Origin of the sequence: Paenibacillus sp. FSL R7-0198 (assembly GCF_038000415.1) — a bacterium.
In the GTDB taxonomy this organism is placed as follows: domain Bacteria; phylum Bacillota; class Bacilli; order Paenibacillales; family Paenibacillaceae; genus Paenibacillus.
The window spans coordinates 3,987,347-4,014,101 of the sequence record NZ_JBBOCB010000001.1; the positions used below are offsets into that span (position 1 = coordinate 3,987,347).

Consider the following 26,755-nt stretch of genomic DNA (forward strand, 5'->3'; position numbering starts at 1 on the left):
TTCTGTGTAAATGATTAGTTCAACTTATATAGTCTCTATATCGGTAACATTTTCCGTTTTTTTAAATTAATGTCCCAATAAAGGTGTAATTGGCGAAGGAAAAACCGAATTTCCTGATTTTTTGTAAGCGTAATCAAAAATCTGTAGCCACCATAGAACATGTCAGTTATACTGGGATTATTAATTGGTGTCTGAGTAAACTAGAAGGTATTAACGTTAGGACAAGGGAGTTTCTTACGAAGGTTAAGCGCTATATCTCCTGAAGCTGTGATAGCAGAATACGGATCTGGCCTGCCCAGGCAAACGTTTTATTTCGGATAAGATTTTATTTCAACGGGAGAAGGATGTGTGCCATCGATGACGACTTATTTCAGTGAACCACAGAGCATGTATTACCGATTTGGAGAAGATCAGGATCAGGTGCTGAAGGTGCTGGCTGAGAGATATATTGGGGCCAATGCGCAGGCTGATTTTGTATATCGGGTATTCCAGAAGTCTGGTATTTTGCAAAATGAAAAAGGCCTTTATGATCTGAATTTAGGTAAACGCTTTCCTGATGCACCTAAAGACCATATATCCTACGCAGCTGCTCTGGTTTGGGGGGACGAGGACCGAAACCTGGATGTGTTGGTCCGCTGTTATGGACCTGTTCGTTTCTATTTTAATGAGCAGATGGTCTATCGCTCTACCGTGATGGATGAGATTAGTCCTGATGCAACGGTGAAGCTCAGCATTGACATCAAACCCGGTTGGAACACCTTATGGCTGGAAATGAAAAATACCCCTGCCGGATTTGGCTGCCAGTTTGGTTCAGATGAAGGTAAAGTGCGTATCCTGAACGTATTTGCACCGTTTCAAGAGAGACAGGGGCAAGCGGGCTGGGTGTTCTCCCAACCTAATCCGGCCGCGAGTAAGCAACCAGACCTGCTTGGAAAAGAAGCAGATTACAGTTTGAAGTGGCTGCCTGAGACAGGCTGGTCTGATAAAGATAAAACCAAGCCAGCTCTCGAACGAATATACGGGAATCTTCCTGGGCGGCATGTGTATGCTTGGACTCATCTGAACAATAACGATTCAACCGGAAGTCAGGTACGATTGTCAGGTCAATCCTCCGGTTCTCTAAGTATATGGATTAGCGGCAAGCCTGTGGCGCAAGTGAAAGAGGCGGGTCCGTTCGAGGTGGATGTACCAGCCTCTTTTGGACGGAGTGATCTGCTTGTCCGAAGTGAATGCAACGCTACCGAGGGACCTTGGCATTTTAATCTGAACGCAACCGTTTCGGGTAAGCCACTTCTACTTGAACTTCCTCAGCGTGTGCACGGTGCTTCCGGAGATTCCTGGTTATATGTTGGACCTTTTGAATCGGAGGTTGAACCGGACTTGGCGGATCTAACCCGAACAGACCGAGTGTACCAAACGGGGCTAGAACAGACGTATTGGCGCTTAGATCGACCGGATGCTTGGATCAGACCTTATTATGAAAATGCCATGTTAAGCAACAAATGGACCGTGGGCAGTGTGACTAATTATGGTCGCTGGGATTATCCATTGGGTGTCACTGTATATGGTCTATTACGGACTGGGCGTTATTTGCAGAGACCGGACATTACACGTTATGCGGCTGAGCATGTGCAGGCATGTACCCAGATGTATGAGTACTCATTATGGGATCGGGAGCAGTATGGTTTCCCGGCTGTCAATCAACAACTGGTCATGCTGAAAATGCTGGATAACTGCGGTTCTTTTGGTTCAGCCATGCTGGAAGCGTATTCAGAGTGTCATGAACCAACGTTTCTTCCGATTGCTGAACGGATTGCAGATTTCATGCTTTCACGCCTGGAACGGCAGGAGGATGGGGCGTTTTATCGCACATGTGTAGGGGAGTATGCCGAGAATACCATGTGGGCAGATGACCTCTATATGAGCACGCCGTATCTCGTTCGTTATGCACGGGTGACAGGCAACTCAGCCGCATTGGATGAAGCTGCCAGACAATTTTCACTGTATCGGAAGTATCTGTTTATGCCTGAGTTCAAGATCATGTCCCATGTGTATGATTTCAAATACGGACAGGCAACGCAGATTCCATGGGGACGGGGGAATGGCTGGACACTCTTTTCCTTGACGGAGGTACTGGAAGCTTTGCCAGCAGAGCATCCCGAGCGCCCGGCTCTAATTAATTTCTTCAATGAGTTGTGTGAAGGGTACGCGGCACTACAAGGGGAGAGTGGGTTGTGGCATCAGGTTTTGAATAATCCGCAGACATATGAAGAAGCCTCCTGCACGGCGATGTTTGCCTATGGTTTTGCGAGAGGTGTACGCTTTGGCTGGTTCAAAGACCCTGAAGTTTACGTCACAGCTGCCGAGCGGGCTTGGAAGGGACTCATCTGCAAAGCAATTGATCGTCAAGGGAATGTGCATGGCGTGTGTAGCGGATCACGATATGCGTTTACGGCAGAGTATTATGATCAGGACTTGCGTACCGTCACCAATGACAATCACGGAATAGGCATTATGATGCTGGCAGGAACTGAGGTAGCCAAAATGAAGGAACATCTGGCTGAGCACAGGGTGTCTTCACCTGCCGTCTCACATTCCTGACAGACCACCGAGGTCTGATTTTCATACTATCGTTCCTATACAACAAGTTGTCTTCTGCTTCATGTAGTACGGTTGTATACCCGTAATCATATCTGAGACGGGAACATCACCGCCGGGAATGGTATTCCTGGTGGTTTTTGATTCCTTTAACTCCTTACTTTTTTGACAGGAAAGCTTACTTTTGTTTATGTCATGTACAGCAATGGACCGATACAATAGGTTTTGTAAGCGATTCCATGGAAGTGAAAAGGGGAGGAAATTCATTTATGATGATCACCAAAAAGTGGGTAACCCTGTTCTGCCTGTCCCTGTTATTGTTCGCTACAGCCTGTTCGGGAGGGACCTCCGATAAGCCAGCTTCTTCTGGTGAAGCAAGTGGAAGTGAAGGAGACTCTTCAGGCAAGATTGAACTGCGCATGACCTGGTGGGGATCACAGACCAGACATGATTTGACGACCAAAGTCATTCAATTATTTGAAGAGAAGCATCCGGGAATCACCATTAAACCTGAATACTCCGGTTGGGATGGTTATTTTGACAAATTGACTACACAGGTAGCCGGTTCGAATGCACCAGATATCATCCAGATGGATTACGCATTTCTGACTGACTTTGCCCGGCGTGGGGCCTTGCTTGACCTGACCCCGTTTGCAGAGAGCAAAGAGCTGCGGACAGAGGATCATGATCAGAGCATGATTACAGCCGGTTCGATTGACGATAAATTATATGCAATTACCCTCGGAGTTAACGCACCAGGTGTCATCTATGACGCCACCGTATTTCAGGAATTAGGTATTGAAGAACCACAAGAGAGCTGGACATGGAAGGACTTTGGGGATATGGCAACCAAGATCGCCGCAGCCAAAGGTGAGGGGTTCTATGGATCGGCAGACATTTCCGGTACAACAAACATGTTTGAAGTGTTTATTCGGCAATCCGGGAAAGGATTGTTTGATGGTGGCACAATGACAGCTACCAACGAGGAGCTTCAACAATGGTTCGATATGTGGAGTGCACTACGCGAGAATGGTGGAGTGACCACAGCGGAGATAACGGCATCCACAACCAATGCGCTGGAGACACGCCCGATCTCGCTGGGTACAGCTGCCATGGATTTTGCATGGTCCAATCAATTGCTGACATTCCAGCAGGTGAACAAAAACCAGGATCATAAGCTTGGCATACAAGTGCTTCCGCATGGTGTAGGTGAAAAGCAAATCGGTGAATATCTGAAACCAGGCCAGTTCCTCTCCGGTTATGGCAAAACCAAACATCCGAAGGAAGTTGCCATGTTCATTGATTTTATGGTCAATGATCCAGAAGCAACCGCTATTCTTGGTTCTGAACGTGGGGTACCGGTCAATTCCAGCATTCGTGAACAGATGCAGCCTACGCTGCCGGAAGCGGAGCAAACCATTTTCCAATTTATCGATACTGTATCGAAGAACTCCAGCGAGATTGACCCGCCATACCCGCAAGGATTTGCTGAAGTGGACACAAGTTTCAAGAGCGCAAGCGAGCAGATCGCCTTCGGTCAAGGCAATACGCCAGATGTCATTGCCCAGTTTATTGAAGGAGCCAAGGCTACACTTGGATCAAGTCAATAACGGTTGGAACGGTCTCAGACTTCTAATTCTGCGGGGAGGTTGCGAAGATGACGACATCACAGGTCAGTCAAGCCCGAATCGAGCGTGTAGCTGTCCGGCAGGTCAAACGGAGATATGCGCATAATGGAGCCGCTCTTCTGTTCCTCGCCCCATGGCTTGTCGGGTTGTTATTTCTCACCTTGGGTCCCATGTTGGTATCGTTATACATTTCGTTCACCGATTACAGTATCCTGGCCGCCCCTTCCTGGGTCGGTCTGGATAACTACACGACGATGTTTACATCGGATAAACTGTTCACTCAGTCGCTCAAAGTCACATTCACGTATGTCGCTGTATCCGTACCGGTCAAACTGATCTTCGCGCTGCTTGTAGCGATGTTGCTCAACAAAGGGATTCGAGGATTAGGTATTTATCGGACAGTGTATTACATCCCGACATTGCTTGGAGGTAGCGTGGCGATTGCGATGTTGTGGCGTAAAATGCTGGGTGGGGACGGGCTACTCAATAGTGTTCTTGCCATGGTAGGCATTAAAGCGCCCGATTGGGTTGCCAATCCGAAGTATGCCCTGTACTCCATCGTGCTGTTATCCGTGTGGCAGTTCGGATCGTCGATGATTATTTTCCTGGCTGGCTTGAAGCAGATTCCACCTGAATATGATGAAGCCTCAGCGGTAGATGGTGCCGGTCCTCTGCGGAGATTCTTCTATATAACGTTGCCGATTCTGTCACCCGTTATCTTTTTCAATCTCGTGATGCAGCTGATTACGTCTTTTCAATCATTCACACAGGCTTTTGTTATCAGTAATGGTAGCGGAGGACCAGTGAACTCAACCTTAATGTACTCTCTGTATCTGTACAAAAAAGGATTCTCATTCTTTCAGATGGGCTATGCTTCCGCGATGGCCTGGGTGCTGGTGATCCTGATTGGCGTATTTACATTGCTCGTATTCCGCAGCAGCAAGCTGTGGGTGCACTATGAGGATGGTGGGAAATCATGATTGGACAACGGAACTCTACAGCATGGGTCGTCAGCAAACATGTGTTGATCTCAGGCATCGCCTTTGTCATGCTCTACCCGATCCTCTGGATGCTGGGCAGTTCATTCAAACCGGGACATATGATCTTTACGGAGACCTGGTTTTGGCCACAGGAATGGAATTGGCAAAATTATATGAATGGCTGGTCGGGTATTCAGGGCAATCCGTTCTCCCGCTTTCTAACCAACTCTGTCATCCTGTCGCTTGGCGCCGTGCTGGGCAATGTCATCTCATGCTCAATGGCTGCATATGCCTTCGCCCGACTAAATTTTCGTTTCAAAGCCATCTGCTTCGGCCTGATGCTCATGACGATCATGCTGCCACATCATGTGACGCTGATCCCGCAGTATATTCTCTTCAACCACCTGGAGTGGGTGAATACGTATCTGCCACTTGTGGTGCCAAAATGGCTGGCGACCGACGCCTTCTTCATTTTCCTCATGGTACAGTTCTTCCGGGGATTGCCCAAAGAGCTGGATGAGGCGGCAACCATTGATGGATGCGGTCCTGTGAAAATATACACCAAAATCATCATTCCACTTGCTTTTCCAGCGCTGGTTACCACGATGATCTTTACGTTCTTGTGGACATGGGACGACTTCTTCAGTCAGTTGATCTACTTGAGTGATGTGAGCAAATACACCGTACCGCTGGGTCTGCGTCTGTTCCTTGATTCCAGTTCTCAATCCGATTGGGGTCCGATGTTTGCCATGTCGGTGTTGTCGTTGGTGCCATGTTTCATTGTGTTTATCGTGTGTCAAAAGTACTTCGTGGAAGGAATCGCGACCTCTGGGCTCAAAGGGTAATTCCAAGACGAAACGAGTTGATTTTTCCATGGGGAAAGGAAGATGGTCTTCATTCATTAATCAAAAGCTGCAACAAAGCAAGCTCTCCACGTTGATGGTGACTTGCTTTATTGCGTTTAACCTGTTGCTCGTCTCGGTTGTTGTCTGGCTGGCATATCAGTCTTTCTCTGCGGTCACATTTGCCGAGATTAGCAAAGCACGTCTGGCTCTTCTGAACGAAAGTACACGTCGGGGATTTGATTTCATCACAGGGGTAACAGGAACCGCATACGGTTTAGCAAGCAATCGGGAACTGTCCAATCTGCTCGAAAAGGCCGATACGGGCAGGCTTGCACAGATTCACCAGCGGAGAGAGGTCTCTCGAATCCTGGATCATACCATGGTTGTGAGTGAAGGCATCACCTCCATTGAATTGTATACGGATGTCTTTAATGAAGTGACAGTCACTATGGCTGATCGCATATTTCCGGTGGACACCATCACACACGACTCTTGGTTTGCTACGCTGGAAAAGGCTGATGCAGCTTGGGTTCCGTTGCGTGAGAACGAATCGGGCCAATCCCTGGTCGGATACGCTCAGCGGATTTTTGATAGTCGGGGCGGAACGGTTGCCTATGTGCTCATTCGACTGAGCAGAGCGGACATCGTACGCAGGTTTGCTGATGTACCCATGGTGCTTGATGGAAAAGTGCTGTTGGTTGATACGGCTGGTAATGTCGTAATGCAGATGGGGAGAGTTGATCCAGCAGGGGAGAATGAACGAGCGGATAGAAGAAATGAAGCGAGTACAGTACAGGAAACAGGTGGAGCTGTAAATTCATCTTCTTCTATTATAGATAGTGCATGGATTCAGGAACATGTCCAACCTGGTGAAGACGGATACGAAGTGGTTTCCGGCCAACCCGGAGGTGCTCAATTGGTGCTGTACTCCAGGCCAGCTATGCTTCAGTGGCGCCTTGTACAGACTATTCCGGTATATACACTGTTATCTCCGCTCAGACAAGCGGGCTGGCAGATCCTCGGCATCGCCGTGCTGGGACTATTATGCTCGGCTGTACTTGCGTACCTTTTTGTAAGGCAGATCATCCGTCCTCTGCGACAATTGATCAAGCGAATGAGACAACTGGAGAAAGGGGACTTCGATACCCGGGTGCAACTTTCGTTTACGGAGGAATATGCCCACTTGGCTTATGGCTTTAATCACATGGCTTCACAGCTCACAACGCTGATGGAACAGGTGAAGGAAGAGAGCCGAGCCAAGCGCGAAGCCCAGACGGGCTTGCTTGAGGCCCAGATCAAACCCCATTTTCTATACAACACTCTCGACATGATCCACTGGCGCGCACTCGATTACGAAGCCAAGGATATCAGTCGCATGATTGTGCAGCTCAGTAAGCTGTTACGGATCGGACTGAGTGGAGGGAGATTGTTTATACGGGTTCGTGATGAGTTGGAACATGCCCGTTGCTACGTCAACATACAGTCAGAGCGGCTACCGTTCTCCATTCAATATCAGGAGCAGATCGATCCGCGTATTCGCGGTTGTTACATTCCCAAGATCATTTTGCAGCCCTTTATCGAAAATGCCGTTATGCACGGGCATCCTGAAGAAGGCACACTTCGAATTCAGGTGCATATGCACGAAGAGGTTGGCCCACATGAGGATATCGTCATTCGTATCAAGGATAATGGGCGGGGGTTGCCGGAGGGGTGGAAACTCGAAGAGACGTGTGGCATCGGTGTAAGGAATGTACATCAGCGCATCCAGCTTTATTGTGGGAGGAGGTATGGCGTTCAACTGAGCGATAGAGAGACAGGTGGCGTGGAAGTGACCATTACGCTGCCGCGTATTGAGACCGACGAGCAATTAAATCTATGGCTGGACGGTGAAAAATGATGAAGACCATTATGCTTGTTGATGACGATCCACATATTGTAAAGGCATTAACAGATCATATTGATTGGCCTTCTCTGGGCCTCAGCATTGCAGGCACTGCTTCCAATGGCTTGGATGCGTTGGAGTTGTTTCACCGCATGCATCCAGATGTCGTTATGACTGACGTCTATCTACCGGGGATGACCGGGCTTGAGATCACACAGATGTTGCGACGTGATCATCCCCACCTGCCGATCATCATTCTTAGTGGATATGACGAATTCGAGAACGCCCGGGCAGCCATGCGCTGGGGGGTGAATCACTTTTTGCTGAAGCCGGCAGAGGTTGAGGAGATTGAGTCTGTGCTGCGGGAGGTGCTACTGGAACAAGATGTGCGAGAGCGGCATGAGCGGTTGGAGCAGACGTACAAGCAGGAGGTTGGACGGGTACTACCATATTTGCGCAAACAATTTCTTCACGAACTGCTGACTACGCGATATCGGGCAGACGAGCTGCCCAAAGAACGCATGGACTATATAGGCATTCATATGTCCTCCCAGACACGCGCCATTAGTCTGCAACTGAATCGCCCCGTATTTTTGACACGAATGAAAGAGCGGGATTGGCAGCTTCTCCGCTATGGGGCGGCCGATATTATTCAGGAGACGGTGAAGGAGCAAGCGGCGCACACGAATGGTCAGGTAGAGATCGTTGATTATTCGGATCAGGTATTTGTGTTGCTTCTATTAGGAGATAAAGATCATCTGGAGGAATGTCTGCCACTTGTGGAGCGGATGATCGATCAGATCTTTACGTATCTGAAAATTGAAGTGAGTGCTGGAATCGGGAGATCCAAGAGTCACCCCTGTGAGGTGATAGATTCTTATCTCGAGAGCAGGGAAGCGGTGGAAACGGCAGAGTTTCAAGGTGGAAGTCGTATCTACCACTATGAAGCGTCTGAGGATACAGAACCAAGTGTGACCGATTATTCAGTATTGCTTCGTCAATGGAATGAGGCTTGGGCGGATATTAGACCTGATCTGGCGGAAGAGGTATGGCGTCATATTTGCCTTTTGCTGAAAGAGGGCAACTGTGTTGGCATACAGGATGTACAGGTGGTGGCCGTCAGTCTGTTTGACACGTTGATTCATAGCTGGAACCGACTTCACCCGATGTTACCCCCGCCGCTGGCGATGAGTGATTTTTTGCGTGAAATTCAATCGAAATATGCGTTGCATGATCTGGTAAGCTGGATGGATCGTATTATCTGCGACTGGCTGGAACAGATACGTAAGGAGATGGGCGAGAAGAAAAGCAATAAACTTATCGAGCAGGTGAAACAGTATGTAGAGCTTCATTACGACAGTGAGATTAGTTTTGAAGCGATAGCCAAGGGGCTGTTCGTACATCCGAAGTATCTAAGTCAACTTTTCAAAAGGGTGACCGGTGAGAATTTCGTGAGTTATTTGAACGGGTACCGGATTCAGAGGGCGTTGGAACTGTTGCAGTCGGGACATTACATGGTATATGAGGTGAGCGAGATGACGGGGTTTCGTAATGCAACGTATTTTAGCCAGGTGTTCAAAATGCTTACGGGCAAGAGTCCGTCTGAGGTGGGGTAGAGCGATACAGGTACAGTAATTAAATAAAGTGGAAGAGGACGTATGGTTCTTATGATGATCGATCAGCAGGAATATTACACTAAAGGCTTATCTTACTCCATTAGATCGGCAGAGGAAAAGGATGCTGAGGCCCTGTCTTCACTACGTGTACAAATCGATGGGGAAACCGAGAACATGGATCGTGAAGAGGGCGAGGCGTATATCGACGCAGCAGAGTTTAGTCGGGTCATCCATTCGGACACTGAGAAGTCACGGAATCTGTTCCTTGTTGCAGTAGTGGCGGGCGAGATTGTGGGGTACTCCCGATGTGAAGGCAGAGAGTTGAAGCGCTTTTGCCATAAGGTTGAGTTCGGCGTGTGTGTAACCAGACAGTTCTGGGGACATGGAATTGGAAAGAACTTGCTGGAGAAGTCGATAGAATGGGCAGACCAGACTGGTGTAGAGAAGAGGACGTTGAACGTGCTGGCATCCAACGATAAGGCAATCGAGCTATATCAAAAGTGCGGCTTTGGGATCGAAGGCATTTTGAAAAAGGATCGGCGACATGCGGATGGACAGTATCATGACACGATAGTGATGGGCAGGTTCAAAGACTAATAGTAAAAAAAGTGAAAAGCACAATCTATATAAGCCCACAGCTTATAGAGTTCAGTTATTAGATTCGAAATCCACATAACAGATAGCAGCATTATTGAGTAGAGGTATTATGTTTCTTATTTTATAGAACGAATGTAATGATGTTGAATGGGTCTGTTCACAACCTATATTGAGACAGGTTAGACTGGTGAGTGTATATAGGATATAGTAAGAGGATATTGCCATTGGAAAAAGAGATTATGAAGAGATTGAATCAAATATATAGTTAGTTTGCTGATGGGATATTTTACAAGTAGTAATTGTATTGTGTATATGATATATTCTATTTCCGGCCAAAAAAACACGAGAAACAAAGTGCCGCAGGCAAAACAAATAAGCTTCGAAAGAAACTTAAAAAAAGAGCTTGCTAAGTTGGATCGGAAGTGTTATGATATAAAAGTTGCTGAGGAGAACAACGCTCGGTAACAAAACAAGTTTGATCTTTGAAAACTGAACAACGAGTGAGTAAATATTCTGCTTGCAGAATGAACGCGAAAGTTGAGACAAGCCTTGGCTTGAATCGGCTGGAGCACAAATGAGATTTTTAATCTCGTCAGATTCAAAATGAGCTTATCGCTCTTTTCAATACTTTATTGGAGAGTTTGATCCTGGCTCAGGACGAACGCTGGCGGCATGCCTAATACATGCAAGTCGAGCGGACTTGAAGAGAAGCTTGCTTCTCTGATGGTTAGCGGCGGACGGGTGAGTAACACGTAGGCAACCTGCCCTCAAGTTTGGGACAACTACCGGAAACGGTAGCTAATACCGAATAATTGTTTTCTTCGCCTGAAGGAAACTGGAAAGACGGAGCAATCTGTCACTTGGGGATGGGCCTGCGGCGCATTAGCTAGTTGGTGGGGTAACGGCTCACCAAGGCGACGATGCGTAGCCGACCTGAGAGGGTGATCGGCCACACTGGGACTGAGACACGGCCCAGACTCCTACGGGAGGCAGCAGTAGGGAATCTTCCGCAATGGGCGAAAGCCTGACGGAGCAATGCCGCGTGAGTGATGAAGGTTTTCGGATCGTAAAGCTCTGTTGCCAGGGAAGAACGCTTGGGAGAGTAACTGCTCTCAAGGTGACGGTACCTGAGAAGAAAGCCCCGGCTAACTACGTGCCAGCAGCCGCGGTAATACGTAGGGGGCAAGCGTTGTCCGGAATTATTGGGCGTAAAGCGCGCGCAGGCGGTCATTTAAGTCTGGTGTTTAATCCCGGGGCTCAACCCCGGATCGCACTGGAAACTGGGTGACTTGAGTGCAGAAGAGGAGAGTGGAATTCCACGTGTAGCGGTGAAATGCGTAGATATGTGGAGGAACACCAGTGGCGAAGGCGACTCTCTGGGCTGTAACTGACGCTGAGGCGCGAAAGCGTGGGGAGCAAACAGGATTAGATACCCTGGTAGTCCACGCCGTAAACGATGAGTGCTAGGTGTTAGGGGTTTCGATACCCTTGGTGCCGAAGTTAACACATTAAGCACTCCGCCTGGGGAGTACGGTCGCAAGACTGAAACTCAAAGGAATTGACGGGGACCCGCACAAGCAGTGGAGTATGTGGTTTAATTCGAAGCAACGCGAAGAACCTTACCAGGTCTTGACATCCCTCTGATCGGTACAGAGATGTATCTTTCCTTCGGGACAGAGGAGACAGGTGGTGCATGGTTGTCGTCAGCTCGTGTCGTGAGATGTTGGGTTAAGTCCCGCAACGAGCGCAACCCTTATATTTAGTTGCCAGCACTTCGGGTGGGCACTCTAGATAGACTGCCGGTGACAAACCGGAGGAAGGTGGGGATGACGTCAAATCATCATGCCCCTTATGACCTGGGCTACACACGTACTACAATGGCCGGTACAACGGGCTGCGAAATCGCGAGATGGAGCCAATCCCAACAAAGCCGGTCTCAGTTCGGATTGCAGGCTGCAACTCGCCTGCATGAAGTCGGAATTGCTAGTAATCGCGGATCAGCATGCCGCGGTGAATACGTTCCCGGGTCTTGTACACACCGCCCGTCACACCACGAGAGTTTATAACACCCGAAGTCGGTGGGGTAACCGCAAGGAGCCAGCCGCCGAAGGTGGGATAGATGATTGGGGTGAAGTCGTAACAAGGTAGCCGTATCGGAAGGTGCGGCTGGATCACCTCCTTTCTATGGAGAATCGTTTCCCGAGTGGAAACATTCAAATAAGCAGGTTCTTCGAACCTGCACAGCGATTCATTTCGGTCCATCACTTCGGTGTGGATGAAATGAAGAGCAAACTACTCACTCGTTGCTCAGTTTTGAGAGCTCAAACTCTCAAACAGCTTGCTTTTGCATGGAGCTTGTTCTTTGAAAACTAGATATCGAAACGAAACAAACGCGAATTAGAACATTCCTTTTTAGCTGAACTTGTGTAAACAAGTTTCAATAAAAACGGTAGTCAAATTGCTTTTGTGATGGTATCGGGTGAGAGTGAATTTTGGCTTTGCGTAAGCAAAACAAGGGAAGCGAGCGACCGAAACCGGAACAAAATGGTTAAGCTACTAAGAGCACACGGAGGATGCCTAGGCGCTAGGAGCCGATGAAGGACGTGGCGAACAACGAAACTGCCTCGGGGAGCTGTAAGCAAGCTTTGATCCGGGGGTGTCCGAATGGGGAAACCCAGCTGGGGTAATTTCCAGTTACACCTAACTGAATACATAGGTTAGTGTGAGGCATACCAGGGGAACTGAAACATCTAAGTACCCTGAGGAAGAGAAAACAATAGTGATTCCGTCAGTAGCGGCGAGCGAACGCGGAGAAGCCCAAACCAGAGAGCTTGCTCTTTGGGGTTGTGGGACGTCTCACATGGAGTTACAAAGGAACCGGTTAAGCGAAGAGGTCTGGAAAGGCCCGCCAAAGAAGGTAAAAGCCCTGTAATTGAAAGTTGGTTCCCTCCGAGACGGATCCCGAGTAGTGCGGGGCACGTGAAACCCCGTATGAATCCGGCAGGACCATCTGCCAAGGCTAAATACTTCCTAGCGACCGATAGTGAAGCAGTACCGTGAGGGAAAGGTGAAAAGCACCCCGGAAGGGGAGTGAAATAGAACCTGAAACCGTGTGCTTACAAAAAGTCAGAGCCCGTTTTAGGGGTGATGGCGTGCCTTTTGTAGAATGAACCGGCGAGTTACGTTCCCGTGCAAGGTTAAGGTGAAGAGCCGGAGCCGCAGCGAAAGCGAGTCTGAATAGGGCGACATAGTACGTGGACGTAGACCCGAAACCGGGTGATCTACCCCTGTCCAGGGTGAAGGTGCGGTAACACGCACTGGAGGCCCGAACCCACGCATGTTGAAAAATGCGGGGATGAGGTGGGGGTAGCGGAGAAATTCCAATCGAACTCGGAGATAGCTGGTTCTCCCCGAAATAGCTTTAGGGCTAGCCTCGGAAAACAGAGTCGTGGAGGTAGAGCACTGATTGGGTGCGGGGCCCGCAAGGGTTACCAAGCTCAGTCAAACTCCGAATGCCATAGACTTACTTCCGGGAGTCAGACAGTGAGTGCTAAGATCCATTGTCAAAAGGGAAACAGCCCAGACCATCAGCTAAGGTCCCCAAGTGTGTGTTAAGTGGGAAAGGATGTGGAGTTGCACAGACAACCAGGATGTTGGCTTAGAAGCAGCCACCATTGAAAGAGTGCGTAATAGCTCACTGGTCGAGTGACTCTGCGCCGAAAATGTAACGGGGCTAAACACACCACCGAAGCTATGGCTTGATGCTTTGCATCAGGGGTAGGGGAGCGTTGTATAAGGGTTGAAGGTGTACCGTAAGGAGCGCTGGACATTATACAAGTGAGAATGCCGGTATGAGTAACGAAAAGATCAGTGAGAATCTGATCCGCCGAAAGCCTAAGGGTTCCTGAGGAAGGCTCGTCCGCTCAGGGTAAGTCGGGACCTAAGGCGAGGCCGAAAGGCGTAGTCGAAGGACAACAGGTCGAAATTCCTGTACCACCGTAAGCCGTTATGAGCAATGGGGGGACGCAGTAGGGTAGTGACGCGGACTGATGGATGTCCGTCTAAGCAGTAAGGCTGATGTGTAGGCAAATCCGCACATTGTAAGGCTGAGCTGTGATGGGGAGCGAAAATTGTAGTAGCGAAGGTCATGATCTCACACTGCCAAGAAAAGCCTCTAGCCAGGTGAAGGTGCCCGTACCGCAAACCGACACAGGTAGGCGAGAAGAGTATTCTAAGGCGCGCGGAAGAACTCTCGTTAAGGAACTCGGCAAAATGACCCCGTAACTTCGGGAGAAGGGGTGCCCCGGTAGTGTGAATAGCACGAGGGGGCCGCAGTGAAAAGGCCCAAGCGACTGTTTAGCAAAAACACAGGTCTGTGCGAAGCCGTAAGGCGAAGTATACGGGCTGACGCCTGCCCGGTGCTGGAAGGTTAAGGGGAGTGGTTAGGGAGCAATCCCGAAGCTGTGAACCGAAGCCCCAGTAAACGGCGGCCGTAACTATAACGGTCCTAAGGTAGCGAAATTCCTTGTCAGGTAAATTCTGACCCGCACGAATGGCGTAACGACTTGGGCGCTGTCTCAACGAGAGATCCGGTGAAATTTTAATACCTGTGAAGATGCAGGTTACCCGCGACAAGACGGAAAGACCCCATGGAGCTTTACTGCAGCTTGATATTGAATTTGGGTACGATCTGTACAGGATAGGTGGGAGCCTTTGAAGTGGGAGCGCAAGCTTCCATGGAGGCAACGTTGGGATACCACCCTGATCGTATCTAGGTTCTAACCTGGTACCGTAATCCGGTGCGGGGACAGTGTCAGGTGGGCAGTTTGACTGGGGCGGTCGCCTCCTAAAGAGTAACGGAGGCGCCCAAAGGTTCCCTCAGAATGGTTGGAAATCATTCGAAGAGTGCAAAGGCATAAGGGAGCTTGACTGCGAGACCTACAAGTCGAGCAGGGACGAAAGTCGGGCTTAGTGATCCGGTGGTACCGCATGGAAGGGCCATCGCTCAACGGATAAAAGCTACCCTGGGGATAACAGGCTTATCTCCCCCAAGAGTCCACATCGACGGGGAGGTTTGGCACCTCGATGTCGGCTCATCGCATCCTGGGGCTGAAGTAGGTCCCAAGGGTTGGGCTGTTCGCCCATTAAAGCGGTACGCGAGCTGGGTTCAGAACGTCGTGAGACAGTTCGGTCCCTATCTGTCGTGGGCGTAGGAAATTTGAGAGGAGCTGTCCTTAGTACGAGAGGACCGGGATGGACGTACCGCTGGTGTACCAGTTGTTCCGCCAGGAGCACCGCTGGGTAGCTATGTACGGACGGGATAAACGCTGAAAGCATCTAAGCGTGAAGCCCCCCTCAAGATGAGATTTCCCAGTATGTAAGACCCCTTGAAGACGACGAGGTAGATAGGCTGGGGGTGGAAGTGCAGCAATGCATGGAGCTGACCAGTACTAATCGGTCGAGGGCTTATCCAAATATGCAAGTGATAATTCGCATGTTTCGTTTCGAATCTAGTTTTCAGAGAACAACACTCTGAAATGTAAGCTACGCGTTTGGTGGCGATGGCGGAGGGGTTCCACACGTACCCATCCCGAACACGACCGTTAAGCCCTCTAGCGCCGATGGTACTTGGACCGCAGGGTCCTGGGAGAGTAGGACGCCGCCAAGCGAAACCCCATTGGGGTATTTTTTTTCGAAAATTGATAAGGGCCCTTAGCTCAGTTGGTTAGAGCGCACCTCTGATAAGGGTGAGGCCGGTGGTTCGAGTCCACCAGGGCCCATAGCAAGACCACAACAAGAAATACACCAGAGTATGGGGCCATAGCTCAGCTGGGAGAGCGCCTGCCTTGCAAGCAGGAGGTCAGCGGTTCGATCCCGCTTGGCTCCACCATTCCCTGATAGCTCAGTTGGTAGAGCACTCGACTGTTAATCGAGTTGTCACAGGTTCGAGCCCTGTTCGGGGAGCCAGTAAGGCCCGTTGGTCAAGGGGTTAAGACACCTCCCTTTCACGGAGGTAACAGGGGTTCGAATCCCCTACGGGTCATAATATGGAGGCTTAGCTCAGCTGGGAGAGCATCTGCCTTACAAGCAGAGGGTCGGGGGTTCGATCCCCTCAGCCTCCACCATATAACTTTATAACGACGCGGGGTGGAGCAGCCCGGTAGCTCGTCGGGCTCATAACCCGAAGGCCGCAGGTTCAAATCCTGCCCCCGCAATTATACTTTCCTTGAGAAAGTGATCTGGAACCGTGGTGTAGTTGGCCTAACATGCCTGCCTGTCACGCAGGAGATCGCGGGTTCGAATCCCGTCGGTTCCGCCATTTTTTGATTTAGTAAGGCTCGGTAGCTCAGTCGGTAGAGCAGAGGACTGAAAATCCTCGTGTCGGCGGTTCGATTCCGTCCCGAGCCACCATATATAACACCTTTAATACGCCGGTGTAGCTCAACTGGTAGAGCAACTGACTTGTAATCAGTAGGTTGGGGGTTCAAGTCCTCTCGCCGGCACCATGTAATCCTGGAGGATTAGCGAAGCGGCCAAACGCATCAGACTGTAAATCTGCTCCCGTACGGGTTCGGTGGTTCGAATCCATCATCCTCCACCAGTTTTTCTATGAGTCATTAGCTCAGTTGGTAGAGCACCTGACTTTTAATCAGGGTGTCGAAGGTTCGAGCCCTTCATGACTCACCATTATATGCGCGTGTGGCGGAATTGGCAGACGCACTAGACTTAGGATCTAGCGTCTTTGACGTGGGGGTTCAAGTCCCTCCACGCGCATCCCTTATTTGCGGAAGTGGCTCAGCGGTAGAGCATCGCCTTGCCAAGGCGAGGGTCGCGGGTTCGATTCCCGTCTTCCGCTCCAATATTTTGCGCCCTTAGCTCAGCTGGATAGAGCGTTTGACTACGAATCAAAAGGCCGGGAGTTCGAATCTCTCAGGGCGCGCCATTATAACTTCATATTTTGCCGGCGTGGCGGAATGGCAGACGCGCTCGACTCAAAATCGAGTGGGAAACCGTGGAGGTTCGAGTCCTCTCGCCGGTATAGATAACGGGATGTAGCTCAGCTTGGTAGAGCACCTGGTTTGGGACCAGGGGGTCGCATGTTCAAATCGTGTCATCCCGATTGTTGTTATGCGGGTGTAGTTCAATGGTAGAACTTTAGCCTTCCAAGCTAATAGCGTGGGTTCGATTCCCATCACCCGCTTATATATTGAAAAAGAAAGAGATGGTACTCACCGTCTCTTTCTTTTTTTGCATTCATAGATATATTGGTAATTTAGTACGTGGTGCTCTCAGAAAGTATATGGCTCTTTATCATGTACCAGGATGTAACTCGAGCTTGCATAAATTTCCCCACCTTAAATTTGTCCTTGTTAATTGTGGACGCTATTCAAATGGAACAGATCTAACGCACCGTATAACGCCTGGATATACTCTTCTTTACCACTTATATAAAAACGCTTACAAAAATAGCTTGCGTAAATCATTAACCTGTAATACCATATCAATTAAGCGCTTAACCTTAAGGGGTAAGGCGCTTAAACTTAACGTAGATTAAGCGCTTAACCCGTAAAGGAAAGGACGGCGATCAATTCATGAATACAATTCGACTAACGATGGCTCAGGCACTGCTTCGATACCTGGATCAGCAATATATCTCGGTTGACGGGGTGGAAACCAAGTTTGTGAAGGGAATCATCGGTATTTTTGGACATGGCAATGTAACAGGCATTGGAGAAGCGCTGGAGCGCAGTCCGGGAAGCCTGACGTATATGCAAGGCAAGAACGAACAAGGTATGGTGCATACGGCAGCGGCTTATGCCAAGCAGAAGAACCGCAGACAGATCTATGCATGTACAACATCTATTGGACCTGGTGCTTTGAATATGATTACAGCGGCAGCTACTGCAACGGTGAACCGAATTCCGGTTTTATTGCTTCCTGGAGACAACTTTGCTACACGGGAACCGGACCCGGTACTTCAACAGTTGGAAGTGAGCAGTGATTATACGATCTCAGCCACTGATCCATTCAAAGCCGTCAGCAAGTACTGGGATCGCATTGTTCGTCCCGAACAGCTGATGATTGCTGTTACACAGGCCATGCGTGTACTAACCGATCCAGCAGAGACGGGAGCAGTAACGCTCGCACTGCCGCAGGATGTGCAGGCAGAGGCGTACGATTATCCAGAATCGTTCTTTGCCCGCAAAGTACATTATCTGGACCGTCGCCCCCCGGTACAGGCAGCCATTGAGCGGGCAACGGAGCAGATTGCCCGAGGCAGAAAGCCGATGCTCGTTGCAGGCGGCGGTGTGTTGTACTCTGAGGCGTCCGTTCAACTCGTGGAGTTCGCCGAAGCATTTGGTATTCCGATCGCCGAGACGCAGGCGGGCAAGAGCGCAGTCTCTTGGGACCACCCACTGAATGTGGGGGCCATCGGGGTTACCGGCTCTCTGGCAGCCAATAGGCTGGCGAGAGAAGCAGACGTTGTGATCGGCGTCGGTACGCGGTTCTCGGATTTCACGACTGCGTCCCGCTCTGCTTTTCAGCATCCGGAAGTGTCATTCATCAACATCAACTTGAACGGCATGGATGCCGCCAAGTTAGGCGGAAAAGCCATCCTGGCAGATGCGCGCGAAGGATTGCAGGCTTTGCAGAAGGAATTGCAGCAAAGACAATACCGCAGTGCATATGGTGCATCCGAAATCGCTGATCTCCGCGCTGAGTGGAATGCAGAAGTGGATCGGCTGTATGCAGCTCAACATGAAGCAGGGCTGGCACAGACAACGGCAGTCGGCATAGTTAATCGGACGATTGATCCTTCCTCCGTTATTGTGTGTGCGGCAGGCAGTCTGCCAGGAGACCTGCATCGTCTGTGGCGTGCGGCTGAACCAAAGACGTATCACATGGAGTATGGATTCTCCTGTATGGGGTACGAGGTAAGCGGAGCGTTCGGAGCAGCACTTGCTGAGCCGGATCGTGAAGTGTACGCCATGGTGGGGGATGGCAGTTATCTGATGCTGCATTCGGAGTTTGTGACCAGTTTGCAGGAACAGAAGAAGATGACCGTTCTATTATTCAACAACAATGGATTCCAGTGTATTCATAATTTGCAGCGGGAACATGGTAGTGACGGGTTCGGCAATGAGTTCCGTTATCGGGAATCCGAGAGTGGACGACTGACCGGGGATTACATGCCAATGGACTTTGCTGCACACGCACGAAGCATGGGAGCCAAATCCTATAAAGCGGAGACGGCAGAACAGCTGGAACAAGCACTTCGAGATGCGAAGAACGAAACAGTGAGTACGCTGATTGAGATTCCGGTCGTGCCTGGGACCAACGCAGGTGGATACGAGTCGTGGTGGAATGTAGGTGTGCCAGAAGTATCTGCCGAGGAAAAGGTAGTTCATGCCCATCAAACCATGCAAGCCAACCGCGCTAAAGCAAGACTTATTTAATCCGGTTTAATATAGTGAACCACAATGTTGAACGACAAAGGAGACGTGGAGCAATGAGCAAGCTGCCATTCCAGCTTGGGATTCATCCGATCAATTGGGTCGGTGAAGATGTGAAGGAGCATGGTGATGCGACAACGTGTGCACAGATTCTGGATGATATTCAGCGTCTTGGGCTGACAGGTACAGAGATGGGACGTAAATATCCAACTGATCCTGCTATATTGCGTGAGGAATTGAGCAAAAGGAATATCAATCTGGTCTCCCAGTGGAAATCGGTACTTCTCTCCGATCCGGCGTATCGTCAGTCGGAGCTGGACAGTTATCGCAGACATGCGGAATTTCTGCAATCCATGGGCAGTAAGGTGATCAGTACGGCGGAGGTAGGCGGGTCACTTCATTTTGATCCAAGACGGACACCGAATGAAAAAGAAGTGCTTAGACTCAACGAATCTGAATGGCATATTCTCGCTGAAGGGTTGAACGAAGCTGGAGCTATTGCCCGCGAACATGGGTTGAAGCTTACGTACCATCATCATGGAGGCACAGTGGTAGAGCAACCGGATGAGATTGATCGACTGATGGAGCTGACAGACCCTTCTCTCGTGTATCTGCTCTATGATACTGGTCATGCCTATTATGGCGGAGCCAATCCACTTGAACTGTTGCGCAAACATTATGATCGGGTCGCCTATATCCATCTGAAAGACATTCGCCCTCATGTGCTGGATGAAGCACGCGCGGAGCAGTCTGATTTTGTCGGTTGTATTCGTAGAGGCGTGTTCACTGTACCAGGAGATGGATGCATTGATTTTGCACCAATTCTGCAAGAACTGATCACACGAGGGTACGATGGCTGGGCGATGCTTGAAGGAGAGCAGGACCCTGCGATTCATAACCCTTATGAGTATGCCAAGCGATCTTTGAACTATATGGAATCGTTATACCAACACAGCTGATTCGTTCAGCATTGCAGCGGTCAGAGGCCACACCCATGAAGTGAAAAAGGAAGAAGGCCAGCAAGAGTATAACGTTACGATTGGAAAATAAAACTGACTTACTCTAGACGTTTACGAGTCCTTACAATGGAATGAGTAACTAGTCTAGATATCCATATACAACATGTAAAATCCCACTACAGAAAGGGGCTCACATGCAATGACTTACGTATCCTTTCCCGTATCCAGGAAGAAGGATTTCACCGCGATTGGCCGCTTGTGCATCGACTTGAACGCCAATGAGATCAATCGCCCGATGGAAGAGACGATGACATTCACGAAGTATGTTGGCGGCTCTCCGGCCAATATTACGATTGGCATGTCCAGACTGGGTATGGAGACGGCTTTTATTGGTAAGATCGCCAATGACCAGATGGGCAGATTCATCCAGAGTTATTTGGAGAAGAACGGCATCGATACATCAAATGTAGTTACAGATGACACCGGAGCGGTGACGGGGCTTGCTTTTACCGAAATCAAAAGCCCAACAGATTGCAGTATCCTGATGTACCGGGACAATGTAGCGGATCTGTTATTACAGGCGCAAGAGGTACAAGAGCAGTTGATTGCTGACTCCAAAGTGCTGCTAATCTCAGGCACAGCCCTCGCACAGAGCCCATCCCGTGAAGCCGTATTACAGGCACTAACGTATGCGAAAAAACATGGCACGGTTATTGTGTTTGATCTGGACTATCGCCCATACACTTGGACATCGGACGAAGAGACAGCGGTCTATTATAACCTCGCAGCCGAGAAATGCGATATCATCCTGGGTACACGTGAAGAGTTCGACATGATGGAGACATTCGACCACAATCCGGATCATAGCGATCAGGTAACTGCACAGAAATGGTTTGATTTCTCAGCGAATATTGTAGTAATCAAACACGGTAAGGAAGGCTCCATTGCTTATACACGCGAAGGGCTTTCTCACCGTGCGGACAGCTATCCGGCAAAAGTGGTCAAAACGTTTGGTGCAGGCGACTCCTATGCGGCCGGCTTCCTGTATGGATTGATGCAGGGCTGGACGATTGAGCGCAGCATGGCGTATGGCAGTGGCGCAGCAAGTATCGTCATTTCAAGCCACAGCTGTTCGGATGCGATGCCAACGGTGGAACAGGTGAATGATTACATCGAACGTTGCAATCGGGGCGAGATTACCGTGTCTTGAAGCACGTTGCAATACTTTGAACAACGTACTCATACAGATCTATAACAATGAACATGTTGAACATAAGCGATTACACATAAGCGAAGGGAGACAGGGCTATGGGAAAAGGAATTTCTGAAGCGTCTGCAACAGCGACAATGGTACAAAACTGGATCGGAGGTGCCTGGGTAACCCCAGCGTCAACTCGCACGGAGCCAGTGGTGAATCCGGCTACAGAAGAGGTTATTGCACATGTGCCACTGTCCGAACAAGCGGACGTGGATCTGGCGGTTCAGACAGCACGAGAAGCGTTCAAATCCTGGAGCAGCACACCGGTTCCACGCCGTGCACGTATTCTGTTCCGCTACCAGCAGTTGCTGGTTGAACATTGGGAAGAGCTCGCTCGCCTGGTGACGCTGGAGAACGGTAAAAGTTATGCCGAAGCGTACGGCGAGGTATTACGTGGCATTGAATGCGTCGAGTTCGCGGCAGGTGCCCCGAATCTGATGATGGGCAAACAACTGCCTGACATCGCGACAGGACTGGAGTCGGGCATGTACCGCTACCCGATCGGTGTTATTGGGGGAATTACCCCATTCAATTTCCCGATGATGGTACCGTGCTGGATGTTCCCACTGGCTATTGCGTGTGGTAACACCTTTGTCCTGAAGCCGTCCGAGCGCACACCGCTACTGGCAGGTCGCCTGGCTGAGCTGTTCAAGGAAGCGGGACTTCCGGACGGCGTGCTCAACATCGTTCACGGTGCGCATGATGTCGTGAACGGTTTGCTGGAACATAAGGATGTTCAAGCGATCTCCTTTGTCGGATCACAACCTGTAGCTGAATACGTCTACACCACTGCATCCAAGCATGGCAAACGGGTACAGGCACTGGCTGGTGCCAAAAACCACTCCATCGTTATGCCGGACGCAGATCTCGATCTAACCGTGAAAGAGATTACCAGTGCAGCTTTTGGTTCAGCAGGGGAGCGTTGCATGGCATGTGCGGTTGTTGTGGCTGTGGGTGATGTGGCTGACGAACTGGTACAAAAGCTGGTGGAAGCGGCAGACCGCATTACCATTGGTAACGGCATGGATGAGGGCGTGTTCCTAGGTCCTGTCATCCGTGGACCACATAAAGAGCGTACACTCAGTTACATTGAATCCGGAGAGCAGGAAGGCGCGGCATTGATCCGGGATGGACGTAAGGATCAGGCGACAGGTGAATCCGGTTATTTTGTAGGGCCAACGGTATTTGACCAAGTTGATAGCAATATGAAAATCTGGCAGGATGAGATCTTTGCTCCAGTACTCTCGGTGGCAAGAGTGTCTACGCTGGAGGAAGCCGTTGAGCTGGCGAACCGTTCCGATTTTGCCAACGGGGCGTGTCTGTTCACCCGCAGCGGAGCGAGTATGCGTCAATTCCGTGAGACGATTGATGCGGGCATGTTGGGTATTAACCTGGGCGTACCTGCGCCAATGGCATTCTTCCCGTTTTCCGGGTGGAAGAAATCCTTCTACGGTGATCTGCATGCCAATGGCACGGATGGTGTTGAATTCTACACTCGCAAGAAGATGGTAACGGCGCGCTGGTAACAACCAGAGCATCACTCGGGCTAAGGGAACGCCTAGCCCATATGGACGCACATAGGGAGGATAACGGAATGGGCAAGGACAAAGTGAGAATTGGCATCATTGGTGCTGGACGGATCGGCAAAATTCATGCAGACAATCTCCTGCGCAACCCGCATGCCGAGATTGTGGGAATCAGTGACTTGTTTGCAGGTCCTGAATTGGAGGCTTGGGCCTCCGACCGTGGCATCCCTGTGGTAACAACGGATAGCAGCCAGTTGATCTCGATGCCTAATGTAGACGCGGTGCTGATCTGTTCTTCAACTGATACACATGTGCCGCTGATCGAACAGGCCGCTCAGGCGGGCAAACATATCTTCTGCGAGAAGCCGGTCAGCATGGATCTGGCACAGACCCAAGCGGCGGTAGCAGCAGTTCAGAAGGCTGGTGTGAAGCTGCAAATTGGTTTTAACCGCCGATTCGATCACAACTTCAGACGGATACGTGCACATGTGCAGGATGGTACGATTGGTGATCCGCATATTATCAAAATTACTTCTCGTGACCCGAGTCCACCGCCTGCGGAGTATATCCGGGTGTCTGGCGGGATTTTCATGGACATGATGATCCACGATTTTGACATGGCACGGTATCTGTCCGGGAGTGAAGTGGAAGAAGTGTACGCTCAGGGCAACGTCCTGATCAATCCGGTTTTTGCGGAACATGGTGACGTGGATACAGCGATTGTAACGATGACGTTTGCCAACGGTGCGATTGGTGTTATTGATAACAGCCGTCAGGCAGTATACGGGTATGACCAGCGTGTTGAAGTATTTGGCTCGATGGGCAGCGCCGCAGCGGCGAATGATCATCCGAATACAGCTGAGATCAGTACAGCGGCCGGGCTCATGCGCGACAAACCGTTACACTTTTTCCTGGAACGCTACAATGAAGCGTATGTGCAGGAGACAGCTCTCTTTATCGATGCGATCATCCATGATACACCAGTTATCGTAGATGGCCACGATGCAGTACAGGCAGAACGAATTGCGCTGGCAGCAAAACTGTCCATGGAGCGGGGAAGACCTGTGAAGCTGAGTGAAGTCCCTGGGGTGTCACTGGAATCGCAAACGGCAACGCCATAGGTGGATGATTAAAGTCATTTTTTCTAATAGAGCGCAAGAATGGTCCAGGTTTTTGTTTTTTTATAAGTATCAGGTTGTTGTGAACGAATACAGAAAGGAGTGGATGGCAAGATGTCAGAACGTATTGTAAAACCCGTGGTCAACCCGGAGGGGGACGGTACACTTATCAACGTAACACCGGAGTCGGCCGGGTGGGAATATGTTGGATTTCAGGTAGCGAAGTTGGCAGAAGGGGAGACGTTAACCCGTGAGAGCGGTGATCAGGAACTCTGTGTGGTGCTTCTCAGTGGTTTCGCCAATGTAAGTACCCGGGAGCACACATGGGATAATATCGGAAAAAGAATGAGTGTTTTCGAGAAAATACCTCCGTACTCGGTCTACGTCTCAACTTCCGATCAAGTACAGATCACAGCACGTACCGAACTGGAAATCGCTATATGTGTTGCACCCGGTAAAGGCACGTACCCGGCTCGTCTCATTGCACCCGAAGATGTAGGGGTAGAGGCGCGAGGATATGGTAATCTGGAACGCCAGATTCACAACATTTTGCCGGAACAAAAGGAAGCGGACAGTCTGCTCGTTGTTGAGGTATTCACGCCAGATGGGCATTGGTCCAGTTACCCGCCACATAAGCATGATCGGGACGCACTCCCGGATGAATCTTTGCTGGAAGAAACGTATTATTTCCGTGTGCAGCCTGAGCAGGGATTTGCCATTCAGCGCATATACACGGACGATCGTTCTGTGGATGAGACGCTTGCAGTGAAAAACGGTGAAGTGGTGCTTGTTCCGGACGGATATCATCCGGTAGGTGCTCCTCCGGGGTATGAGGTCTATTATTTGAACGTGATGGCCGGCCCTACTCGGACCTGGAAATTCCATAACGACCCTGACCATGAGTGGTTGATGAAAAAGTAAAACAATTCCTGCTACGCACATTGTGCTCACTTCAAGTTGCGTATGCAGACTTCCCCCTGCATAATGAGAAGAGAACAATTATCTATGTATATTATATATAGCACAAATGGGGAAAAAACAATGAAAGCAACCATATACGATATAGCACGCGAGGCGGGTGTATCCATTGCAACCGTCTCGCAGGTCATTAATGGCAAAGGTAAGATCAGTGAGAAGCGGCGCGCCGAGATTATGGAGATCATGGAACGCCTTCACTATCAGCCCAGCGCGATCGCAGCTGCACTTACAGGCAAGCAGACGTATACATTGGGGCTGCTCGTACCGGACATTTCGAACCCGTATTTTGCAGAACTGGCGAGAGCGGTCGAGGATCGAAGCCGTCAATTGGGCTACAGCGTGGTCATCTGCAGTACGGATAATAAGGACGAGCGGGTAGAGCGTTATCTGAATCTGCTTCAGCAAAAAAGGGTTGATGGCATGATGATCGGAACCGGGATCGATAATGCCGAAATTTTGTCACCCCTCTTGCAGCAGTCTATCCCTGTTGCTCTGATTGCCCGTCATATGCCATCGCTGTCGGTACATACGGTCACCATTGACGACATACTCGGCGGAGCACTCGCAGCGGGGCATCTGCTTGAACTTGGGCACACCCGTGTAGCGGTATTGTCGGAACCGTCCAAAGTCAGCAGCAGTCAGGAACGTGTACGTGGATTCCGTGAAACACTGATTAAGGCAGGTCATACGCTGGAACCGAATCAGATCCGAGAATCGGCAGCTGATCTGAGCTCGGCCAAAAAAGAGGCGCTACTGCTGCTCGGTGAGAACGATCACCCGACAGGTTTGTTCTGTTGTAATGACATTCAGGCCATCGGTGCTCTTCAGGCAGCCAAAGAGCTGGGGCTACGCGTGCCAGAGGATGTGTCGATTATCGGGTTTGATAATACCATTCTGGCTTCGGTAACCAGTCCACCACTTACGACTGTTGCCCAACCAATTGAAGAACTGGGACATCGCGCTGTAGATCTGTTGATTGAAGAGTTAAAGGATGAGCGTAAAGAACCGCAGAAGATTGTCCTGAAGCCCGAGCTGGTTATCCGAGAATCTGCAGGCCGTGTATTGGGCTGAAAACAATTAGGTTTCTGATGTAACCTGACCAGTTGTGAGTCCAAGCCTACATGTGTCATATTCATGGCTTGGGATAAGGGTTATCGTCTTACCTGGTTCTGAATAGGTAATAAAACAATATAACAAAGTTAACAAACAAGCCGCGTTACCCTATGGGAGAACGCGGCTTGTTCATTTAAATCTTTAATTTTTAGTGTAGCCCAAAACGTCATCGTAATTGAGGAACCAGAGATAAGAAATGACA

Annotated in this window: 14 protein-coding genes, 17 tRNA genes and 3 rRNA genes; all 34 read left to right on the plus strand. The window is 49.9% G+C overall.

From position 1 onward, the window contains the following. Nucleotides 1-357 precede the first annotated feature (357 nt). The 34 genes from MKY87_RS17215 (at nt 358) to MKY87_RS17380 (ending at nt 26,511) form a co-directional block, all read left to right on the plus strand. Nucleotides 358-2,601, plus strand: coding sequence for a glycoside hydrolase family 88/105 protein (locus MKY87_RS17215; protein WP_340965516.1), 2,244 nt, complete (start codon nt 358-360; stop codon nt 2,599-2,601). 266 nt (nt 2,602-2,867) lie between these two features. Beyond that, nucleotides 2,868-4,208, plus strand: coding sequence for an ABC transporter substrate-binding protein (locus MKY87_RS17220; RefSeq protein ID WP_340965517.1), 1,341 nt, complete (start codon nt 2,868-2,870; stop codon nt 4,206-4,208). A gap of 47 nt (nt 4,209-4,255) precedes the next feature. Then, entirely contained in the window at nt 4,256-5,206 is a 951-nt protein-coding gene (locus MKY87_RS17225) for a carbohydrate ABC transporter permease (RefSeq protein ID WP_340015285.1), read from the plus strand. Continuing rightward, complete coding sequence (locus MKY87_RS17230; protein ID WP_036616400.1) at nt 5,203-6,051, plus strand: carbohydrate ABC transporter permease; 849 nt, start codon at nt 5,203-5,205, stop codon at nt 6,049-6,051. The genes MKY87_RS17225 and MKY87_RS17230 overlap by 4 nt, the downstream gene beginning before the upstream one ends. A gap of 28 nt (nt 6,052-6,079) precedes the next feature. Beyond that, a complete protein-coding gene (locus tag MKY87_RS17235; protein WP_340965520.1) occupies nt 6,080-7,948 on the plus strand; it encodes a cache domain-containing sensor histidine kinase in 1,869 nt (622 codons plus the stop codon). Then, entirely contained in the window at nt 7,945-9,549 is a 1,605-nt protein-coding gene (locus MKY87_RS17240; RefSeq protein ID WP_340965522.1) for a response regulator, read from the plus strand. The genes MKY87_RS17235 and MKY87_RS17240 overlap by 4 nt, the downstream gene beginning before the upstream one ends. Before the next feature lie 51 nt (nt 9,550-9,600). Next, nucleotides 9,601-10,146: a GNAT family N-acetyltransferase gene (locus tag MKY87_RS17245; protein ID WP_340965523.1), complete on the plus strand. Its 546-nt coding sequence runs from the start codon at nt 9,601-9,603 to the stop codon at nt 10,144-10,146. Nucleotides 10,147-10,775: 629 nt separating this feature from the next. Beyond that, nucleotides 10,776-12,328: ribosomal RNA gene (locus MKY87_RS17250) — 16S ribosomal RNA — on the plus strand. 364 nt (nt 12,329-12,692) lie between these two features. Beyond that, nucleotides 12,693-15,620: ribosomal RNA gene (locus tag MKY87_RS17255) — 23S ribosomal RNA — on the plus strand. 77 nt (nt 15,621-15,697) lie between these two features. Next, nucleotides 15,698-15,814 (plus strand): 5S ribosomal RNA (gene rrf / locus MKY87_RS17260). Together the 16S, 23S and 5S rRNA genes with 17 tRNA genes alongside form the textbook arrangement of a ribosomal RNA operon. 38 nt (nt 15,815-15,852) lie before the next feature. Then, nucleotides 15,853-15,926, plus strand: a tRNA-Ile gene (locus tag MKY87_RS17265). A gap of 34 nt (nt 15,927-15,960) precedes the next feature. Further along, nucleotides 15,961-16,036 (plus strand) — tRNA-Ala (locus MKY87_RS17270). 1 nt (nt 16,037) lies between these two features. After that, nucleotides 16,038-16,113: transfer RNA gene (locus MKY87_RS17275), tRNA-Asn, on the plus strand. 4 nt (nt 16,114-16,117) lie between these two features. Continuing rightward, nucleotides 16,118-16,189: transfer RNA gene (locus tag MKY87_RS17280), tRNA-Glu, on the plus strand. Nucleotides 16,190-16,195: 6 nt separating this feature from the next. Further along, nucleotides 16,196-16,271, plus strand: a tRNA-Val gene (locus MKY87_RS17285). 16 nt (nt 16,272-16,287) lie between these two features. Next, nucleotides 16,288-16,361, plus strand: a tRNA-Met gene (locus MKY87_RS17290). A gap of 26 nt (nt 16,362-16,387) precedes the next feature. Continuing rightward, a tRNA-Asp gene (locus tag MKY87_RS17295) sits at nt 16,388-16,465 on the plus strand. Nucleotides 16,466-16,481: 16 nt separating this feature from the next. Beyond that, nucleotides 16,482-16,557 (plus strand) — tRNA-Phe (locus MKY87_RS17300). Between the two features lie 19 nt (nt 16,558-16,576). Further along, nucleotides 16,577-16,652 (plus strand) — tRNA-Thr (locus MKY87_RS17305). A 9-nt stretch (nt 16,653-16,661) separates the two neighbouring features. After that, nucleotides 16,662-16,747, plus strand: a tRNA-Tyr gene (locus MKY87_RS17310). Between the two features lie 10 nt (nt 16,748-16,757). Then, nucleotides 16,758-16,833, plus strand: a tRNA-Lys gene (locus MKY87_RS17315). 6 nt (nt 16,834-16,839) lie between these two features. Then, a tRNA-Leu gene (locus MKY87_RS17320) sits at nt 16,840-16,920 on the plus strand. Nucleotides 16,921-16,930: 10 nt separating this feature from the next. After that, nucleotides 16,931-17,005 (plus strand) — tRNA-Gly (locus tag MKY87_RS17325). Nucleotides 17,006-17,012: 7 nt separating this feature from the next. Continuing rightward, a tRNA-Arg gene (locus MKY87_RS17330) sits at nt 17,013-17,089 on the plus strand. A gap of 17 nt (nt 17,090-17,106) precedes the next feature. Further along, nucleotides 17,107-17,185 (plus strand) — tRNA-Leu (locus MKY87_RS17335). 7 nt (nt 17,186-17,192) lie between these two features. Further along, nucleotides 17,193-17,266, plus strand: a tRNA-Pro gene (locus MKY87_RS17340). Between the two features lie 10 nt (nt 17,267-17,276). Further along, nucleotides 17,277-17,347 (plus strand) — tRNA-Gly (locus MKY87_RS17345). A 391-nt stretch (nt 17,348-17,738) separates the two neighbouring features. Beyond that, nucleotides 17,739-19,604 carry a 3D-(3,5/4)-trihydroxycyclohexane-1,2-dione acylhydrolase (decyclizing) gene (gene iolD / locus MKY87_RS17350; protein WP_340965524.1) on the plus strand — a complete coding sequence of 622 codons (1,866 nt, stop codon included), beginning with the start codon at nt 17,739-17,741 and terminating at the stop codon, nt 19,602-19,604. Nucleotides 19,605-19,657: 53 nt separating this feature from the next. Beyond that, nucleotides 19,658-20,560: a myo-inosose-2 dehydratase gene (gene iolE / locus MKY87_RS17355; protein ID WP_340965525.1), complete on the plus strand. Its 903-nt coding sequence runs from the start codon at nt 19,658-19,660 to the stop codon at nt 20,558-20,560. Nucleotides 20,561-20,759: 199 nt separating this feature from the next. Further along, nucleotides 20,760-21,770 (plus strand): 5-dehydro-2-deoxygluconokinase, encoded by a 1,011-nt coding sequence (gene iolC / locus MKY87_RS17360; protein WP_339311763.1) that lies wholly within the window; start codon nt 20,760-20,762, stop codon nt 21,768-21,770. A gap of 98 nt (nt 21,771-21,868) precedes the next feature. Continuing rightward, nucleotides 21,869-23,344, plus strand: a complete 1,476-nt coding sequence (locus tag MKY87_RS17365) for a CoA-acylating methylmalonate-semialdehyde dehydrogenase (protein ID WP_340965526.1) — start codon at nt 21,869-21,871, stop codon at nt 23,342-23,344. Nucleotides 23,345-23,412: 68 nt separating this feature from the next. Further along, complete coding sequence (gene iolG, locus MKY87_RS17370; protein WP_340965527.1) at nt 23,413-24,465, plus strand: inositol 2-dehydrogenase; 1,053 nt, start codon at nt 23,413-23,415, stop codon at nt 24,463-24,465. Between the two features lie 111 nt (nt 24,466-24,576). Further along, on the plus strand, nt 24,577-25,383 hold the full coding sequence (iolB, locus tag MKY87_RS17375) for a 5-deoxy-glucuronate isomerase (RefSeq protein WP_074093115.1): 807 nt from the start codon (nt 24,577-24,579) through the stop codon (nt 25,381-25,383). 120 nt (nt 25,384-25,503) lie between these two features. Beyond that, entirely contained in the window at nt 25,504-26,511 is a 1,008-nt protein-coding gene (locus MKY87_RS17380) for a LacI family DNA-binding transcriptional regulator (RefSeq protein WP_339787171.1), read from the plus strand. Nucleotides 26,512-26,755 lie beyond the last annotated feature (244 nt).

Bases quoted from the DNA above. Each gene is read 5' to 3' on its own strand.
- MKY87_RS17215 (WP_340965516.1), top strand. From the start codon at position 358: ATGACGACTTATTTCAGTGAACCACAGAGCATGTATTACCGATTTGGA.
- MKY87_RS17220 (WP_340965517.1), top strand. From the start codon at position 2,868: ATGATGATCACCAAAAAGTGGGTAACCCTGTTCTGCCTGTCCCTGTTA.
- MKY87_RS17225 (WP_340015285.1), top strand. From the start codon at position 4,256: ATGACGACATCACAGGTCAGTCAAGCCCGAATCGAGCGTGTAGCTGTC.
- MKY87_RS17230 (WP_036616400.1), top strand. From the start codon at position 5,203: ATGATTGGACAACGGAACTCTACAGCATGGGTCGTCAGCAAACATGTG.
- MKY87_RS17235 (WP_340965520.1), top strand. From the start codon at position 6,080: ATGGGGAAAGGAAGATGGTCTTCATTCATTAATCAAAAGCTGCAACAA.
- MKY87_RS17240 (WP_340965522.1), top strand. From the start codon at position 7,945: ATGATGAAGACCATTATGCTTGTTGATGACGATCCACATATTGTAAAG.
- MKY87_RS17245 (WP_340965523.1), top strand. From the start codon at position 9,601: ATGATGATCGATCAGCAGGAATATTACACTAAAGGCTTATCTTACTCC.
- iolD (WP_340965524.1), top strand. From the start codon at position 17,739: ATGAATACAATTCGACTAACGATGGCTCAGGCACTGCTTCGATACCTG.
- iolE (WP_340965525.1), top strand. From the start codon at position 19,658: ATGAGCAAGCTGCCATTCCAGCTTGGGATTCATCCGATCAATTGGGTC.
- iolC (WP_339311763.1), top strand. From the start codon at position 20,760: ATGACTTACGTATCCTTTCCCGTATCCAGGAAGAAGGATTTCACCGCG.
- MKY87_RS17365 (WP_340965526.1), top strand. From the start codon at position 21,869: ATGGGAAAAGGAATTTCTGAAGCGTCTGCAACAGCGACAATGGTACAA.
- iolG (WP_340965527.1), top strand. From the start codon at position 23,413: ATGGGCAAGGACAAAGTGAGAATTGGCATCATTGGTGCTGGACGGATC.
- iolB (WP_074093115.1), top strand. From the start codon at position 24,577: ATGTCAGAACGTATTGTAAAACCCGTGGTCAACCCGGAGGGGGACGGT.
- MKY87_RS17380 (WP_339787171.1), top strand. From the start codon at position 25,504: ATGAAAGCAACCATATACGATATAGCACGCGAGGCGGGTGTATCCATT.